We start from the raw sequence: 18150 nt of genomic DNA, 5'->3' as shown, positions 1-18150 counted from the left end.
GGGGAGAGCCGTTTATTTCACGAGCATCATGGTACGGGTGTACACCTGATTGTTGAGCTGCATTCTTGCAATGTACAAACCGCTTGCCAGCCGGCTGCCATCGAAGGTGGCGGTGTGTACCCCGGCCCTAAGCCTGTCATTAACCAGTGTAGCTACCCGCTGCCCCATTACGTTGAATACATCGATGCGTACCTGTGCCTCAGCAGGCAGGGTGTATTGAATTTGGGAAATCGGGTTAAAAGGATTCGGGTAGTTCTGTAAATCCACCTGAAGTGCGCTGTCAATCTGCTCAGAACCCGAACCATGCTGTGACAGCGAGGACTCACTTCCCAGAAAATTTTGCATGAGAACAGCAAAACTACCGTCGGATGCACCCTCGTCACCGGCTTGTCTGAGCTGCTCATACATGGCCTGTGCACCCTGTGCATTCGAAGTTCCGGTAAGGTACATGAAAAACAAACGTCGCATCACAGCGGTTTTAAACACATCGTCAGTGGTTTGCAGCAGTGACAGCCCAAACGCCTCTGCTTGGTGAAAACGCTGTTTTCTGATAAGAGCCCCAAGCAGGCTGAGCTGCTCCCAGCTTCCTTCATTGCCTGCAGAGTTAAGCCTTTGCTGATCAACCACCTCATAGAGTAGCTGAATAGCCGCATCAGGGTTTTCATTGAAGTAGGCCAGCCAGCGCTGACGATCCGTACGAACCCCAGAGGGCGCCAGTAACCGGTCCCCGGGTGTACTACCGGGCAAAAGCATCAGGTTATCGGGATAAATACCCCCGCCGCCGCCAGATCCACATTGCCACTCATGATTACTTTCTGATTCAACCGGCTGCCAGCTAACAAACCCGGGATCTCCATAAACAGCAATTTCATTAAGTGAGGTAACAGGGTAGAAGCCCCACCAGCTGTCAGAAACATCTACAAAAGTCGAGTCGCCATTAACACTTATCTGATAGGAATCGCTGCTTGAAAAGCCCTCATTCATACCGTATGCGCCGTGGGAGAGGGCAGCATAAGTACCGGAATTTGCAACAATACCAAAGCGCTGATTGGCACAGCTTCGGTTCAGAAAGCTGTTTATGATATCAGTGTTTTCCAGCTTGATACCATGGTTTGCATTTTCAAAGAAACGGTTATTGAAAAAATACTCAATGTAGGCCTGATTCCCCTGTATTCCGTGACGGGTGTTCTCCGCCAGCAGTACGCTACTGATTTCATCAATCTGGCTGTTTTCAATCAGAACACCATCGAAAGTAGCAGCTTCAACAACAATGTTTTGCAAGGCAATGTGGGTATCCGACACAAAAAGGCCGAATTGAGCCTGTTCTACGGTTAAACCGTGAATTAAGCTGCCGTTTGCATCCTCACCTGAAACGACAATACCCTGCCAGCGGTTGGGAGCACCCCCTTCTACGGTAGCCAAGCCGCCATTAAGGGTTACCTTACCCTGAAAATGTATGATACCGGAAGGGGTTGCAGACAAGCCAAAATCCTGTGCTTTTGCGACTTCAAGATAAGGGCTTACCATGGTAACAAGGGCACCGGGTTGTACTAATAAGCTGCCCCGCTGCATGGTAAAGCCATCAGAGAAGTCAGCCACGCCCTCCACAATGATGCTGCCCCTGCGCATATCCATGGTAACGCCGGCTCGGGTGTGCAGCTCTCCACCAGGTGCAATGGTAAGTCGGATACCGTCCAGCTCTGTCCCTTGGTCGACAATCAACTTACCCTCGACAATTAAATGGGCATTAGTGCTGCCTGTACGGGACAGGCTGCCGTCAATGACCATAATATTGTTCTCAGGGATGGTTACTGTTACACCGGAGGCAATCGTTGTACTTCCTAAATAAACTCCGGTTTCAACATTGGTGGTATGAGGAAAATGATAATCCAAAAATGATTGAATACTCGGTCCAATTGCCGTGTACTCAATGGTTACATTAGATGGCGAAACCGGATGATATGCATTTATTGATTGGCCGGCAGAATTGCTACCTATATGATAAACATAAGTTCGATAATTAAAACCTGTTTCGGTTATGTTTGTAATCTCAAACCAGGGAGTTTGCATATTCGGGCTGTCATTACTCCAGCCATTTGAGTCATTGTCACGAATCCATACAGCTGGGGGTTCTGTGAAGTATTCATTGAATGAGACGTAGCCGGTTACTTCGTACTGTTTATTGTTATAATATTCTCCCGTCGCTAATAGTCCCATACCCCTGTAAAATGTACGTGTATGGTTGTTCATAGACATGGTTGAACTTCCTCCGGTTACGGAGCCACGCTCAACTACATTAGGTTCACTGATAAACTTGAGCGCTTCGTAGGCGTTGACACGGCCGTAACCGTATTCGTCAGTAAAATTCTGGCCACCCATACCATCAACTGTATCCGCAGTAAACCGAATCACATTACGAATATCATCGTTTGACAGATTTAGTTCCAGGTCTTTGCTTTGAGAAAGAATTAAGCCCGCGACACCGGAAACAACCGGTGCTGCCGCTGATGTTCCCCCAAATGATCTTACAGCATTATTTCTACTTGTGGTATAATAATTAATACCGGGAGCCACCACGTCTTAATGGCTACCGAAATTAGATACGTCTGTTTTTATGTCATCTTCATCTGTAGCACCAATCGCCATCACCCAGGGAAATCCTGCAGGGTATCTAACGGTAGAAGAATTATTATTTCCCGCAGAGCCAATGAAAAGTATATCACTTCTATAAGCGTTCAATGATGCTTCCGTTAATGGATTTGTAAACTGCCACCACGAACTTGCACCAGAGCTCATGCTCATATTAATTATATCTACCCCTTGTGCTGTCGCGAAATATACCCCATTTGCCAAGTGACTTTGCTGTATCGAATGATTTCCGGATGAATGGATCACTTTCACCGGTAATATTTTAACATCCCACATTACCCCGGCCACCTGAAGACCATTATCGGTTATCGCGCCGATTATTCCTGCAACGGCTGTACCATGGTCAGCCCCCACTGAGCCAGCAGGAATATCATCCATAGTATTGGTACTTGGTATTGGAAAAGTGGTAACATCTAATCCCATAATAATTCGATTGCGATCTCCCGGATCAAGATCAGCATGATTATGGTCTATTCCACCATCTATTACCGCTATCGTGACGTCACTTCTGCCGGTATTAAACTCCCAGGCCTGTGGGGCATGTATATCATTTCCGGGATTGGTAAAATTGTATAACCCCCATTGATCATTGGATAAAAAATTAGGATCATCCGGGAACACCTCATCTAATTCAAAAATATATTCCGGGGATGCCGCTTCAATTCCGGGCATTCCCATAAGATTCCCAGCCAATCTGTTAATATTTACCGTATCAGCCACCTGGATAGTGTACCATCCTGACAGATCCAGCAAAACAACTTGTTCTCCTGTGCGTTTGGAAACGGACAAGGTATCACTGGATTCGAAATAAGGGAATATCCTTTCCCCACGCTCAAATCCACGTGTTTCCAAAACATTACGGATTTCAGGATTAAGAATACTGGCAGACTGAAGTGTTGATTTTGATTCTACTAACGTTTCGGAGGTGAATTTTACGTTAATCAAACCTGGTATTGCCTGATCTGCCTGAACGGATTGAGCCAAAGTATAGCTGGTAATCCAATATGGCATAAATAACAGTATCCAACAGCATACTGATATTCTGAATCGTCGATTTTTTAGTTTATTTTTCATGGATGTATATCCTGTTTCGGTTATGTGTTCTGTATTATCGATAAAGCATTCCCGGCGGGAATACAGCGATTAGGGGAGGAGTCCGTCGCAGGGTCTCCTCCCTGTTTTTTAAAATGTTAGTTGTTCCAGACCGCTCCTATCTCTGTTAATGGTCCATAACACAATTTTGCTTTCATCGGCATTGGGTTTGCTAAATACTATTCGCTCTGAATCCGGTGACCAGGATGGCCTTATCCTCAAGTTTATCGTATTGTCAAGCTCAATTGCGAGAAGTTCTTTTTGCCCGCTTCCATCTGCTCGCATTACATTTAAGCCAGATGAACGACCACCTTTATCTGTAGGCCAGGTAATCCAATTCCCATCCGGACTCCACGAAGCATGCCGGTTACGGTATTTGTTGGTTGTTAACTGGGTACTTACCGTATTGGCCGTATCCGCAACCCAAATCTGCCCTCGTGCACTAACCGGGTCTTCAAACTGATCAAGGGCGCTGTAAACAATATGCGTACCATCGGGAGACCAGTCAGCAGGCGAAGCACCAAAACCAAATCGTTGGTATGTTGAATCAGGCAGATGAAAAAACCAAAGCCCGGAACCGGTTCCGGACTTCCCATACGAAATAGTGTTCCCGTCCGGTGACCATCTGGGAAAAAATGACATTCCTTGGCCAGTTAGTCGTGTTAATTCGGTTCCATTCGGCCGGATTTTAAAAATATCACCGCTGTTAAATATTATCCATTCTCCATCGGGGCTCCAGTCGGGGTTGCGGGCCGAGCCTTCGATTATCAGTCTGCGTTCTCCATTTTCAAGGTTCAGTAAATAAAGACCTCTTGAACTGGTATTTTCATCAGCAGCGGGATTGATGTGATTGAATGCAATATACCTGCCATCAGGCGACCATGCTGGGTGCTCGTCTGCCGGGACCGATACTACTTCAGGATCAAGTTCATAGGTATCTGTTAAATTGCAACCTATAAAGCTTGTAACCATAAATAAAGAAAATAAAGAACGTATGTAATTCTTACGTAATTTTAAATAAAACATTTGTTTGGGTTTTAAAAGGTTAGTTGTTCAAGGCCGCTCCCATCGCTATTAATGATCCATAACACGATTTTGCTTTCGTCTGAGTTGGGTTTGCTGAACACGATACGCTCTGAATCCGGTGACCATGATGACCCATTTTCATAACTCAATTGATTATTTAACTCAATTGCAAAAATTTCTTCCTGATTACTTCCATCAGCTTGCATAATATTCAAACCGAACGAACGGCCACCTTTATGCGATGGCCAAGCAATCCAATTCCCATCAGGGCTCCACGAAGCATTCCGGTTTCGATATTTGTTGGTTGTTAACTGGGTATTTACCGCATTGGCCGTATCCGCAACCCAAATCTGCCCTCGTGCACTAACCGGGTCTTCAAACTGATCAAGAGCACTATAAACAATATGCGTACCATCGGGAGACCAGACGGCAGGCGAAGCACCATATCCAAATCTCTGGTATGTTGAGTCAGGCAGATGGAAAAACCAGATCCCTACAACATCTTGACTCCCAGACCTACCATAAGAAATCGTATTCCCGTCCGGTGACCATCTCGGCAAAAATGACATTCCCTGCCCGGTGAGCCGTGTTAATTCACTTCCATCCGAACGGATTTTAAAGATATCACCGCTATTAAACGCAATCCATTCACCATCCGGACTCCAATCGGGGCTAAGCGCAATCCCTTCAATTATTAAGGTTCGTTCACCCGTTTCCAGGTTTAATAAATAAAGACCGAAGGGGTGGGTGTTTTCATCGGCATGGGGATTAAAGTGGTTAAAGGCAATATATTTCCCATCAGGCGACCACGCCGGGAGTTCGTCTGTAGGAACTTCAATAATTCCCGGTTCAGGTATGGGAGGATCGGTAACATTGCAACTGTTTATAGCTACCATCATGAGTAAAATGAGGAGGATAAAAATGCAGAATTTATATGATTTAATGTTGAACATATTTAATAGAATTAGTAAACAACAGAGAAAAACAATACTGAGTTTTCATGCTATTAGACAAGTGCATTTTTTTAACAATGTTCCGGACTTATTTCTTCATGGATTAAAGACTAACTTATAATCTGGATTATTCCGTTTTACTTTCTATCAGGCCTTGGAAACATGCTTAAAATAGCCGTTGTCAAAATAACTAGAGGTAAACCGATTTGGTTTTAGGCAATTTTTATTCTACTTTTTGAATAAATCGGATAAATTCAGCAATGTATTCAATACCACATTTAGGACATCAAAAGACAGTATAATCGCTTCCGCCCTAATCTAAATAAGTTGAATAACTCCGGGTAAGCTGGTTAGGGGGGGTATATTGGGGTCTGATAAATACAGGGTATGGAGCCGGTTTAAGGCTGACCCATCGTTCATTTGCGCTCAACTCCCATTTTCAGAAGTTTTGGCAAAGTATTCCGGCCGGAAATACTGTGACCGGCCTCTTCATACGAATTAACATTTTTAATAAAAGGGCAGCAGTTGTAAAAGTCAATCGGGTTACCCCCCCCCATTTAGTTTTAATATAATTTAACATGGCTATCCTGGTGTTGTGATGCAGGGGACAGGCTGCCCTTAACGATGTCTTTCAAGTGATCCCTACGGCTGAGCATGAGTTGTAGCCCTGTAAAAAAATGGGTTTTTGGCAGGGCGCGGAGTTGGGGTTCTGTCAGGCGTTGGTTGGTGGTCGGTTGCCGGTTGATCTTTGTCTCCGATACCGATGGCGCCGTGCACCGGGCCTGGGGCTGCACCCTCTTCGGGCTGCTGACCCGCCGCGTGACCTTCCTGATCGGCCCCGACCGCCGCATCCGCCTCGCCCACGAAAGCAACCACAAGCGGCTCAGCAAACTCCACAAGTTGATTCTCCTTGAGTCTCTCTATCGCCAATTTTATATCCGCATTTTCCTGGAGCTTAATAACACCCCAATTTTATATGTTAAATGAACGTGAAATGCTCGCACTCAGAGGTTCCAGGTAGCGCTCAAATTCAGGCAGGTAGTCTAAACTGCCAAGTTTAACGTGTAATTTCTGTTCACGGTGTACATAATCAATCCCATCTATATTCGTAACGTTAATTCCTGGAAGTGCTCTGTATGTATCAAGATAGTTTTGAGCTACTACGTTCTTGCTTATAATAAAGACAAGGATCAGGCTAATAGTCGTAGTGATTTTTTTCATATATCTACTCCAGTTTATTTATGGTTGATTTAGCCTTCTAATGTAAATTCCTGATTCAGAGGATATAAAGCTTGATTGCGGTCTAACTGCAGCGTATAAATTATTCCCGTTAAGTTTTAATTTAGATGTAATGGTATAGGGCAAGTTATCCACCATACTGAAATACTCATTGTTTTTCCTTAATAATACTCCTCTACCGGTTCCAAGCAGGATACCATCAACCAGATCTGTATCAACTATACTGCTTATGTGTGTACCCACCATCGAGTCAGGGTAGGGAGTAAATGCCCAGGGGCCATCCGGCATATTGAATTCATAAAACCCCCGCCAGGTGTTCATGGCAAAAATTTTTGAATGATCGGCGCTGAAGGCCATCGTTTGTATTACGTTGGGGTCAGTTTCACGCAGCATTTCCCAGGATTCTCCGCGGTCGGTGCTGCGCATGATGGGGCCATTACCTACATATACATGGCCAGGATTTACCGGGTCGGTATGAATAAACAATACAGCGCTTTTTGAAAGATCTACGCCAGGGCCCTCCTGCTGGTGAGCGGGAATTAACTGCCAATTACCTCCAGCATTATCCGTGTAAAAAACCAACCCCCCTCCAAGATCTTGTGTGCCCGCATAAAGTCTGTTTGGTTGTTCATGATCAATGGCGAAGGTGGTCACAGCGGAGGTAAACGACAAAAATTCGGTGAGGCCGTTACTGCGATCCGACCAGCTTCGGCCCCAGTCGGTGCTGTGAATCATACCGTGGGGGTTCGCGAAGACCTCATTGGGGGATTTTGGATTAAAATGTATTTCCAGAATATTACCGCCTTCCCAAACTTGCTCCCAGTTTTCCCCGCAATCGGTACTCATAAATATTTTACCCTGCGAGCCGTCGCTAAAGCTGCCGGAGGTTCCAACCAGAATATGGCCGGCATTATGCGGATTAATGGCTATCGATAAAATCATTTCTCCCGGTATGCCCAGGTAACTCCAGGTTCCGGGTTCAGAGTTTGTGCAGACAAAATCCGGATCTGAAGGAATTGCCCGGCTATTGTCTGAACCAAATATCCCGCACCCTGCAAGAAAAAGTGGCAAAACGCATAAAGATGCTAATTGAAATTTTCGCATTTAGTTGATTTTAAATGATTTTATGAATTTGGAATCCAAAAATAGATGTTAGTCTGTGTTTCTTCATTTTGTTGCAGGAAAATGAAAATTTACACGTAGTTATGATAAAGCGGCGTGCTGTTTAGGGCTTTGAAAGCCATGATGTAAGATATACATGCATTAACAGTTCCGGGAGTGTAGATTTATTATAGCCGGAAAAGACCTGTGATGTTGTTTCAAAAAAAACGGTAACCCTAAAAACTGTCTGTCCGGCAGATTCTCTCAATTAAGCGGTAAGGCAGGAGTGGGGATAAAATTAAGTGTGAGTAAGCAGATGACAATTCCGAATTACCTGAATCAGGCAATTTAAGCTTCAGGGGGCTGTTTGCAGATTAAAAAGCCGCGTTTGCCCGGCAAAGCCTTTACAGCCGGAAAACCTGAACCGGCCTCTTCATACAAATTAACATATTTAATAAAGGGGTGTTAATTGTAAAATTCAACCGTTATGCCCCTCCCCAAATGTAAATCTTTGTGTTGGTTAACACCGGTTGCCGGATTTCTGTGGGGGTACATTCTATCGGGAATTCTCAACCCGCAATACATAGCCAATTCGTCTTTGTTTTAGTTCGGCGGCTGTGCACGAATTTACACTCAACTTTTCATGACGCTGTGTATCTCATCCTTAATTTTTGCATTCTTCATTCTAAATTATCCTGCAAGTGATCCACCCTGTCCGTTGATAGCGGTATTATCGCGCATTAGTAAAAAACCCTGCTCCCCTATTTCTATCGTAAAACCATCCAAAACCGCGTCTTCATCCATAATTAGGGTGCCTTCTATTACCATAGTGGCATGGTTGCTGCCGGTGCGGCTAAGGCTGCCGTCGAGTACGGCCACCTTACCGGTAGGTATGGTTATTGTTAGCCCGGATTCAGCTGTACTGCTACCAAATATATGGGCCGACCCGGTCAGGGTAACTGCCGGCGGATAAGAAAATGAGGTGAAGGTGTGATCTTCTAACTGCAGCGGTAAAGCATGCTTGACCGCGGAATAGGCGTTGAGGCGGCCGTGACCGTATTCGTTGGAATTCATGTGCGGTTTCCAATCGGCTGTGTTTTGCAGGATGGTGCGAACTTGAGCCGGTGTGAGAGATGGGTTGACCGAGAGCATTAAAGCAGCAACAGCAGAAACATGGGGAGCCGCCATAGAAGTACCTGAAGCATAGTCATAATTCTGTGATAAATACTAAGGAAATCCATTCATTGCAACTTGATAATTCGGCATGGTGGAATAGATATTCCGGACATCTCCTGCGATTCTGTTATAACCAGCTGGTGCAACTAAATTTAATTCGCTTCCTATACTTGCGAAACTTGAACTCCCATCGTTTTGATCTGTACCACCAACGGCAATAACATTATTATAAGTGGCTGAGTATGCAGCAGGGTAAAAAACATAATTATATTGATTACCATGTTGGGGATGGTCTTTCATATTACCTGAAGGCGAAACAATAAGCACATTCCTAGCTGCCGCGTAGTTTATTGCATCAATATAACCTTGAGACGGCTCCACCACCAGAGCTGAAATTAATCACCACCCGTTTACCCGTTGAAACAGCATAATCAGAAGCATATATTACGCTGTTTTGAAATGCAGAAAGGGTATAAAAACCATTATCCTGGTTAGTTTGAATGACTAGTATTTTTCATTCCCAAGTTGTACCCGCAATTCCGGTACTGTTGTTGGTTTCTGCACCAACGATGCCCGCAACATGGGTTCCATGTCCGTTTTCATCACGCACATTTCCTGGTGAATCACTGAAGTTTGGACCCAAAATAATGCGATTTGTATTTTGCAAATCAGGATGTGATAGGGTTGTGGTATGTTGAACCAAAGGAATCCCCGTGTCAAGTACGGCAACAACCACATCTTCGCTACCGGTGGTGATATTCCATGCAAGTTGAGCGGAAATATCAGCTCCGGGTGTACCGTTGGTTGGTGCCTGACCGGTATTTCGCAGTGCCCATTGTCGGTACAAATCCGGGTCATTCGGAAGATTGCCGGTTTCTCCGACGAGCAAGGGTTCGGCTTCCAGTACATCCGGATAAGTTCTTAACAGCTGTATCGCGTCCATCAGGTCAGCTGAGCTATCCAAGCGCAGAACGCTCCACCCCAGAACATTAGGTGGACTTTTTTCGTCTGCCGATAGCAGCGACTGCCCAAGCACGGATTCCAGGCCGACACCTTCCCTCAACTTAATATGAATTTTTTGTTCTTTATGGGCAACCTCTTTTCCATTCCAGATAGATACCCGAACATTTTCCACATCTTTAAAGCGTTCACTAAGATAGCTTTGTGCCGAAAGATCAGCATTCATCAACATTAAGAGTCCTGATAACAGGATCAGTGATTTGATATATATGTATTGTTTCATTTTTCGTACCTTTTTTTTTGTGTTATAGACACAAAACGCCCCCGAAGCGCAATCGCCGTTTTATATCTCTTGCAGGAGAATGGTTCGGTTTATGTGCCCGGTGGGCGTTTCTTTTTTTTATTTATGAAATCTTACATAAATGCCTCCATTACTTCGGAATTCGTTATTTGGCATTATTCCCGAATAGATTAAATTATGATGTGATTTTAAGGCATTTGGATAACCGGTAATATATTCGCCGGTGTAAACATGCCACTCACCGTTTTCTCTGTAATAAATGCCATTTTCTGTTGCTACGATTAATTCATTAATAGCTTTAAATACCTCTAATGCTTGTGGCTTTTCATCTATGTCATGAGTAACCGGATGAAGTTGAGTCTCACCGTCTTGGAGATTATATTCAAACAATCCACCTTCTGCCAATCCACTATGACTTCTAACAAGTGCATAAATAGAAGTATAATCAGGGCTAAATACTATCGGATAAATTTCGGCATTATCTTCCTTCAATAGCAGATTCCAACTCATTCCCCGGTCTTCACTCTTCAACAGCAATCGAATATCCAATGGGCTGATATACAATACATCAGGGTTAGCAGGGTCGATCAAAATCGGACCGGGCAGATCACTTAATAAATATCTGTTATCTGCAATTTCATTTCCGGAGCCATCTACATGTGGTACAGGAGTCCACGCATGACCCCGGTTATCTGAATAAAATAACCAACCTGTGCCAAAGCCACCAATCGCAGCATAGACACGTCGCGTATCCTCAGGATCAATTGCAATAGAAAATACCCGCTGAGTAAAACTCAAATGAGGATCCAATCCGTTATCAATAATACTCCAGGTTTTTCCTCCATCCATACTTCGGATCATTCCATGGGGGCTGGCATATACATAGTTTGGATTTTTCGGGTCAAAGACCAGATCACTGACCGAACCACCTTCCCAAACCTGCTCCCAGTTCTCTCCGCAATCTGTACTTAGGAATATTTTACCCTGAATGCCAGAGCTAAAACTCTGAGCCGTACCAGCCAGGATATGTGCACTATTGCAGGGATTAATGGCGATGGTTTGAACAGCTTCGTCTCCTAGGCCCAGATAAGTCCAGTCGGCGGAAATGGCATTGGTGCATACAAAATCAGAATTGCACACTACTCGGTCATCATCCGTTCCAAAAACTCCACAACCATTCAACAACGTGAATACTATTATTACTATTAGATAGGGTTTAATTCTAAATGTTTTCATAACACATTTCTTGGATTCTATTTAGGTACTATCGTGCTAAATCACGGTTAACTGAGCGCTCCCACTATTTCACCGGGCATAGTGCAACGGGGGGCGTTTCTTTTAATCGGCTAATAGGCTTGCAGTACATTCCTGTTTAAAACTATACCACATTTAAGGACATAAAAAGACAGTATAATCGCTTCCGCCCTAATCTAAATAAGTTGAATAAGTCCGGTAAGCTGGTTGGGGGGGATATTGGGGGCTGATCAATACAGGGTAAGGAGCCGATTTAAGACAAACCCATCGTTCAATTGCGCTCAACTCCCATTTTCAGAAGCTTCGGCAAAGCATTCCGGCCGGTAATCCTGTGACCGGCCTCTTCATACGGATTAACATTTTTAATAAAAGGGCAGCAGTTGTAAAAGTCAATCGGGTTACCCCCCCCCCCCCATTTAATTTTAATATAATTTAACATGGCTATCCTGGTGTTGTGATGCAGGAACAGGCAGCCCTTAACGATGTCTTTCAAGTGATCCCTACGCCTGAGCATGAGTTGTAGCCCTGTAAAAAAATGGGTTTTTGGCCGGGCGCGGAGTTGGGGTTCTGTCAGGCGTTGGTTGGTGGTCGGTTGCCGGTTGATCTTTGTCTCCGATACCGATGGCGCCGTGCACCGGGCCTGGGGCTGCACCCTCTTAGGGCTGCTGACCCGCCGCGTGACCTTCCTGATCGGCCCCGACCGCCGCATCCGCCTCGCTCACGAAAGCAACCTCCGCATGGACAGCCATGTGGAGGCGGTGCTGAGGGCGCTGTAGGCGGGGCGGGTGCGCAGCGGGGATAGCCGTTTATTTCACAAGCATCATGGTGCGGGTGTACACCTGATTGTTGAGCTGCATTCTTGCAATGTACAAACCGCTTGCCAGCCGGCTGCCATCGAAGGTGGCGGTGTGTACCCCGGCCGAAAGCCTGCCATTAACCAGTGTAGCTACCCGCTGCCCCATTACGTTGAATACATCGATGCGTACCTGTGCCTCAGCAGGCAGGGTGTATTCAATCAGGGAGGTGGGGTTGAAGGGGTTGGGGTAGTTGGTAAAGGCTATAGCTTTTTCAATTGCTTGCTTGTCGCGCAGATCGGCGGATTCAATAATGACATCATCTTCAGGAAGCAAGCCCCGGAAGTGAACAAGTAAAGGATCCTGAAGAAGTTCCAGCTTCTTATACGCAAGTTCTGCCGCTCTATACTCTTCAAGGAAAAAGTAAGCCGAAAACAATCCGCGATACAGGTACTTCATTTCTTTAGTGGAAGGCTGCTGTTCAAGCCACGTCTGCGCGGTTTGCACAGCCTGCACATACATACCCAGGCGGATATATTCACCAACTTCTATGTAACCGGCCAACCGGGCAAGGGCCTCGTTTGGGTGGGCCGCAAGAGCTTTGGCCGCAGCAAGCCGGCTACCCCGTCTTTCAACTTCGGCCATAAATTGTCCCAGCAAGTTGCCTCCGGGTTGAGGTGGTACCGGTGTACTTTGGCGGGCACCTGTCATTGATCCTGCTACGAGAACATTCGGAAATTGCAGCCAGTTGGAATAGTCAATGATACTCCAGACACTTTCGTCAAACATCGAGGAATCAGGCGGGTCGCTGCCCCACCAGTACTCCTGAGCGGTAACCTGTGAGACGCCCTGCGCTACCACATGTTTGTCGGTATTGTGATAAATACTTCCGCCGCCGCCCGTCTGGGTGTCGCTCAATATTACCCATGAATCAATCGCCTTAACACCGTAGCGATTATTTTTAATCACAGACGCTCCGTCGAAAGTTAAAAAACTAATACCGTCGGCCACCAGACCGTCGCCGTCGTTATTCTCAAATCGATTGGCCGAGCTTGCCGAATTTACTATAATGGTTGACTGAATTAGTAACCATTCCGTCATTTTCTGACCCTGAAACGATGATTTCATATAGGTTGATATCATCTGAACCTGAAATGAACAGCCCGGCGGTCTGATGATTTGTGATTTGGGTGCCTGAGAGGTTGATGTCCTGAACTCCAATCAGGCGTACGCCATGTGTGGAACCGGATATTTGCGCGTTTGAAACTGACGACCCATTGGCTCCGTTTCCTATCAGCGATAAGCCATGCCACCCACCCGACTGGTTGTTATAGGGCTGCATGGTACCATTACCAAGTATAGAAAATTCACCAAGTATTTCGAAGCCCTGACCACGAGTGAACATACCCGCCGGCGTTTCAGCAAAGTCAAGCTGTGCACCATTGCCAATGGATAACGAGGAACTGCTTGAAGTGGAGATATGGCCATTAGTAAACGTAAAGGAATCGCCAATAACAGCATCACCTCTAATCCGTAGCGTTGCAGAATCCAGCCCAAAGGTTACATTATCCCGCACTTGCAACTCCGCCCCCGGGTCGATTACAATATTGCCGCCATTGGTGTTGATATCGGCGTCATCACCAATGATGGCTTTTCCGCCGGAATGAATTGTTAAACTCGTCGATTGAAGCATTGCCTCTTCCTCAATATCTATTTCTCCTTCTGAGTGTGCCACCAACCTACCTCCATTCACATGAATTCCCTCTGATAACCTCAATTCTCCACTGGAAGCAAAAATAGAAATGGATGAACCTGATCCGTTCATCTGTAAGGTATCTGCAATAATAATCAGGTTGTTTTCAGCGACCGTAACCGTAACGCCGGGATCCAGGGTTGTAACACCGGTGAGCATGAGCGTATCTGCAAGTACGGTGTTTTGGGTGAATGTAGTGTCGGAGACGGTGGGGTAAGCGGGTGGTGGCGGATCACTCCCATCACCTATAGTCCCGGTAAAGTTGTTGATTCCATGTTCATCGATAATTTCAGCCACTCCAATCAGGTTAATGGTACCACTACCTTCCAAAGTGCCTAAGACATACAAAAAAGCATTGTTTAAATTCAATGTGCCATTGACGTTCAGTGTTGCGCCAGGGAGCACGTAAATGTATTCGTCATTATAGTATGTTTCCGTCCCGCTGATATTCTGGCTCTGTTCAATCAGGGTTACACTAGGGTTCTGCTCAAGTGCATCCAATACCGAGGCATATGCATTCAGCCGACCGCGGCCATATTCGTCGGTACGCGGCTGGCCTTGCATGCCCGATACCTTTTCCAAATTATCATATAGTTTTTCCTGAACCTGGGCAGGGGTTAGCATCGGATAGGCCTGAGATATAAGGGCGAGGGTGCCGGATACATGCGGCGCTGCCATGGATGTACCCGTTTTTTCCGTCGTGCCCCCACCCGGCATAGCTGATGTAATATCCACTCCGGGGGCAACCAAGTCCAGATACGATGCTGCATTTGATTGCTGCCAGTGTTCATCATTGTTATCCGTAGCCCCTACACTAATCACACTGGAAATACAGGCTGGAAACGCCGCTTCGTTGCTAAAGCCCTCATTGCCGGAGGCCGCGACCACATAAGCACCTTGAGACCCTTGAAAAATATCGGCAATCAAGTCTGTCACTGTGGTATTTTCATCATCGCACGCCTGCGTAAACGGAGTATCTTCGTCTATAAAACCAAAGCTCATATTGATAGCGGTTACATCACTTAACCAAGGCCGGGTATTTAGATGATCAAGGGCTTGCTCTAGAGTTTCATCAGACCAAGTCAAACAGGGTGCGTTTTCATCTTCTTCATCTTCGCATGCATCGGGCACCGTTTTGGAAAATACCTGAAATGAAACAATCTCAGCCCCAGGAGCCACCCCATTTTCTCCGGCGGCAATGCCGGCCACATGGGTGCCGTGGTCACATTCAACATCAAAATCATCGCAGGGTTCACCCGCATCAAATCCAAATGCTGTTTCTGCGCCGCCCGGACAGAGGGATGACAAGCCGGCCGAAGAATCATTTTCTGAAAAGCAGGCACCGTTATTTACATTAACCCTTCCACTAAAAGCGCCGTGCGAGCTGTCCACCCCGTCATCCATGATGACTATAGTTTCCCCGGTTCCATCTATATCAAGCATATTAGCATTTTGAGAGCCGACCAAGGTAGTGCTTTCTGATAAAAATCTTTGTCCACGTCGAACGACGTCAATACTTTTAACCAGTTCGGATTTGTACAAATATAAAAGTGCTTCTTCGTCTACCGATAGAAAAATACGCGGATACGTTTCAAGTTTCCCTCCAATATTCACATTTAACCTTTTGTTTTGCAATTCGTGGACAAATGCATCATGCATCTGTGCAATTTGCTGCCTCTGGGCGTTGCGCTGTCCGCCGCCTAAATATCTTTCCGGGGAATGTTCCATATTGTAGGTAACTCCGATACGCACCATCCCCCGCTCCCTAGCCAATTGAACAAGGCGGTGCTTTCCGGTGGTATCGGGTTGAACTGCGGATTGTGCAGTAACTTCTGCTGTGGTTTCAGGAATACTGGAAAAAACTTCACTGTGCCATAGCGATATACTAAAACACAGGGTCAATAGTCCGGCTGCGATGAGTTTGTACGTTTTCATGATGATCTCTGGTTTGATGGGTATTTGAAGCGTGAAAACAGCTTTTGAAACACGCTGTAAGTGATTAAATTTTATGGGAAATAAACAGCAATTCTTAATTGCACAACATCTGCAGAAAAGTTAAAGAATCGGGTGTTATTTCGAATCCTTCTTGACGGGCTTGTGGAACTGTCATATTCAGCCCCGTACATAGCCGAAACAGAATATTCGCCCGCAAGGCTTAATGATGATGTAACAAACCATTCCACACCCGCGCTTAACCCTATACCGGCTTCAACTAATCTTGATTTCCAGTCTACTTTTCCGTAAACGGGATTATCTAATCTTTCTTCAAGCCCGCTCGCAAAGCCAAGTTGAGGCCCATATCCCAAATAGAAAACGGTTTTGGACTTCGGATTTATGTAGTGGACCCTGTCGGCTTTCACTCTGAGATGGATATCGTAGTTTCGCAGCTCCGTATCCCCGTGTCTGTCAGATTCAATATCCGTGAAATTCAGGCCTGATTCCACAGATACCCCAATCCGGTTTGTTGATGATTGGTCACCGCCCCATTTCCAGGAAATTGCGCTTCCATTCAGGTTCCCAATCATAAACATCGGACCCAGGCTAAACTCCAAAGCCCGGGAAACCTCTGCGACATTGTGATGAGGTTGAGCGGATAAAAAAACAGGCATCAATAACAGAAGCACGGTTTTCACGATCAAAACTGTTCCGCGAATGTTGAATTTTATATTAGACTTCGTATAAAAAATCATGTATCAATGGCATCAAAAATAAACAGACAACCGAATGCGCGCACCGCTGCCCTGAAGCGAAAATTCAAGGATCTCATTTGAAAAAGTTTCCCACGACATTGCTGGAAACCCTGAGTTCTTTTCTTCAATCATCAGGTAAGAAGCAAGTAATGAAAGTGCGTACTCACCGGATAAACTGAGATAGGGGTTTACAAACCACTCCAGCCCAATCCCGGCAGTGGCCCCGCCGCCGATTCGTGTTTCATTTCTTTTCCTTTCGCGATCCATTAAAAGCTCTGAATCGCCATTTGTATTATTATAAGCAAGGTCATTGATAACCCAATCATAATACCTGAAATCAATGGTCGGGCCGATCAGGGTATACATGAACAAGCGGTTGTGTACTTCATGATAGCGCAGAAACTCAAACGTTGCCCCCACATTTATAACTAACGTTGTTCGATATTGTTCCTCCAAAGTCCAGTTAAATTCCTGAAGGTTTGTACGATCCTGACTCCTGTCTTGATAATCTGCCGCAAGTCTCAGGTTGAGCCGGTAACCCCTTGTTTGGCCGGTCATCCATTTGTACGAAATAACGGCATTTTCTACAGATGTCAGCGTCAAATTTGAACCTATTCCGAACTGCAGGGCCTTTCTTCCGTCAAGAGTTATCGGTTCGGAGGCGGTAGCCGGGTTGTCTTGTGCATGAAGGGGGGCGGCAATCAACACTGTTATAATTATCAAATTGATTATAACATAGGTTTTATCTTTAGAAGTAACTTTTCTATTCATAGGATACTATCAAATCAAAATTAGTAATGTGCATTTTTGAGAGTATGGGCTAAGAGAAAACGTGGGTTAGTCTCAAAGTCTCTTAAATGCAGGATGCGAGTAGAATTTTTTCTATGATTATTATTTCTAACAGGTTACAGCAGTACCGTTACATTCGCCCTAATCAAAATAAGATGAATAACTCCGGGTAAGCTGGTTAGGGGGGGGTATATTGGGGTCTGATAAATACAGGGTATGGAGCCGGTTTAAGGCTGACCCATCGTTCATTTGCGCTCAACTCCCATTTTCAGAAGCTTCGGCAAAGCATTCCGGCCGGAAATCCTGTGACCGGCCTCTTCATACGAATTAATATTTTCAATAAAAGGGCAGCAGTTGTAAAAGTCAATCCGAT

The 18150-nt window shown here is 45.4% G+C and carries 11 protein-coding genes and 2 pseudogenes; 1 reads left to right on the top strand and 12 read right to left on the bottom strand.

The features are described 5' to 3' along the window. Window positions 1–12 precede the first annotated feature (12 nt). From CYPRO_RS14385 to CYPRO_RS14370, 4 genes and pseudogenes are all read right to left on the bottom strand, one after another. Window positions 13–1893 carry a T9SS type A sorting domain-containing protein gene (locus tag CYPRO_RS14385; protein WP_240644889.1) on the bottom strand — a complete coding sequence of 627 codons (1881 nt, stop codon included), beginning with the start codon at window positions 1891–1893 and terminating at the stop codon, window positions 13–15. A 459-nt stretch (window positions 1894–2352) separates the two neighbouring features. Further along, window positions 2353–3321, bottom strand: a pseudogene (locus CYPRO_RS16790) (S8 family serine peptidase); the annotation flags it as partial. A 510-nt stretch (window positions 3322–3831) separates the two neighbouring features. Beyond that, complete coding sequence (locus CYPRO_RS14375; protein ID WP_114985278.1) at window positions 3832–4767, bottom strand: PD40 domain-containing protein; 936 nt, start codon at window positions 4765–4767, stop codon at window positions 3832–3834. 11 nt (window positions 4768–4778) lie between these two features. Next, the gene (locus CYPRO_RS14370) at window positions 4779–5720 is read right to left on the bottom strand and encodes a PD40 domain-containing protein (protein WP_114985277.1); all 942 of its coding nucleotides are present in this window, start codon (window positions 5718–5720) and stop codon (window positions 4779–4781) included. Between the two features lie 741 nt (window positions 5721–6461). Between CYPRO_RS14370 and CYPRO_RS16460 the strand changes: the two genes are divergently transcribed. Next, a complete protein-coding gene (locus tag CYPRO_RS16460; RefSeq protein ID WP_124245633.1) occupies window positions 6462–6707 on the top strand; it encodes a peroxiredoxin family protein in 246 nt (81 codons plus the stop codon). Window positions 6708–6959: 252 nt separating this feature from the next. Here CYPRO_RS16460 and CYPRO_RS14355 read toward each other — a convergent pair whose 3' ends face one another. From CYPRO_RS14355 to CYPRO_RS14310, 8 genes and pseudogenes are all read right to left on the bottom strand, one after another. Continuing rightward, complete coding sequence (locus CYPRO_RS14355; RefSeq protein ID WP_124245632.1) at window positions 6960–8063, bottom strand: WD40/YVTN/BNR-like repeat-containing protein; 1104 nt, start codon at window positions 8061–8063, stop codon at window positions 6960–6962. Between the two features lie 687 nt (window positions 8064–8750). Next, a pseudogene (locus CYPRO_RS16885) lies at window positions 8751–9617 on the bottom strand (S8 family peptidase). A 133-nt stretch (window positions 9618–9750) separates the two neighbouring features. Then, complete coding sequence (locus tag CYPRO_RS16880) at window positions 9751–10479, bottom strand: S8 family serine peptidase (protein WP_114985271.1); 729 nt, start codon at window positions 10477–10479, stop codon at window positions 9751–9753. Between the two features lie 117 nt (window positions 10480–10596). Then, window positions 10597–11733, bottom strand: a complete 1137-nt coding sequence (locus tag CYPRO_RS14335; RefSeq protein ID WP_114985270.1) for a WD40/YVTN/BNR-like repeat-containing protein — start codon at window positions 11731–11733, stop codon at window positions 10597–10599. A gap of 824 nt (window positions 11734–12557) precedes the next feature. Continuing rightward, entirely contained in the window at window positions 12558–13673 is a 1116-nt protein-coding gene (locus tag CYPRO_RS14325; protein ID WP_164682824.1) for a T9SS type A sorting domain-containing protein, read from the bottom strand. Continuing rightward, on the bottom strand, window positions 13579–16233 hold the full coding sequence (locus CYPRO_RS14320) for a S8 family peptidase (RefSeq protein WP_114985267.1): 2655 nt from the start codon (window positions 16231–16233) through the stop codon (window positions 13579–13581). Before CYPRO_RS14320 ends, CYPRO_RS14325 begins: the two co-directional genes overlap by 95 nt. A gap of 71 nt (window positions 16234–16304) precedes the next feature. Further along, on the bottom strand, window positions 16305–16988 hold the full coding sequence (locus CYPRO_RS14315) for a hypothetical protein (protein WP_124245631.1): 684 nt from the start codon (window positions 16986–16988) through the stop codon (window positions 16305–16307). Window positions 16989–17000: 12 nt separating this feature from the next. Then, complete coding sequence (locus CYPRO_RS14310; protein WP_124245630.1) at window positions 17001–17759, bottom strand: hypothetical protein; 759 nt, start codon at window positions 17757–17759, stop codon at window positions 17001–17003. Window positions 17760–18150 lie beyond the last annotated feature (391 nt).

Origin of the sequence: Cyclonatronum proteinivorum, from assembly GCF_003353065.1 — a bacterium.
Lineage (GTDB): Bacteria > Bacteroidota > Rhodothermia > Balneolales > Cyclonatronaceae > Cyclonatronum > Cyclonatronum proteinivorum.
Note: the sequence above shows the minus strand (reverse complement) of the source record. Positions and strands in the feature narration are given on the sequence as shown.